The sequence below is a fragment of the Marinimicrobium sp. UBA4209 genome (assembly GCF_002381585.1).
GTDB lineage: Bacteria > Pseudomonadota > Gammaproteobacteria > Pseudomonadales > Cellvibrionaceae > Marinimicrobium > Marinimicrobium koreense.
The window spans coordinates 19,665-20,178 of sequence record NZ_DFTP01000109.1; the positions used below are offsets into that span (position 1 = coordinate 19,665).

General features: G+C 63.4%; 1 protein-coding gene. It reads right to left on the reverse strand.

The features are described from left to right. Window positions 1–45: 45 nt before the first annotated feature. The coding region (locus B3187_RS16195; protein WP_286807492.1) for a c-type cytochrome at window positions 46–514 on the reverse strand (469 nt) is incomplete at its 5' end.

Genomic DNA, 514 nt, shown 5'->3' on the forward strand with positions numbered 1-514 from the left:
CAAAGGCCGCATCCGCCGTAACCTACCCAGATATTCAGCGACAGGTTACTCTTCGCCATCCAGGGTTCGGATGTAGGTGACGACATCCTTCAGGGCCTGTTCGTCTGGCAGGGTGTTGGCGAAGGTGGCCATTTGTTGGCCGAGCGGGTCGCGTGGGTCGCTGCCGCGGGCGCCGGAGCGGTAGTTCTGCAATTGGTTCAGCAGGTACCAGTCCGCCTGGCCGGCGAGTGCTGGGGCGCCGAGTTCGCGATTGCCCTGCCCTTCGGCACCGTGGCATGAAGCACAGACGGCGTAATGCTGCTCACCGGCGCTCGCGTTGCCTTCGACGGTGGCAACGGTTTCCCGCTGCTCCAGCTCGCTCAGGTAGCGCGACAGATCAGCGATCGGACGAATGGGCTCTGACTCGCTTTTCAAAAACTCGAGCGCCGCACGCATCGACATACCGTTCGGGTCCCGGAAGTGGGTGCCGCGTACACCGGCGTGGAATTTCTGCAGCTGGGCCTGGGCGTACCAG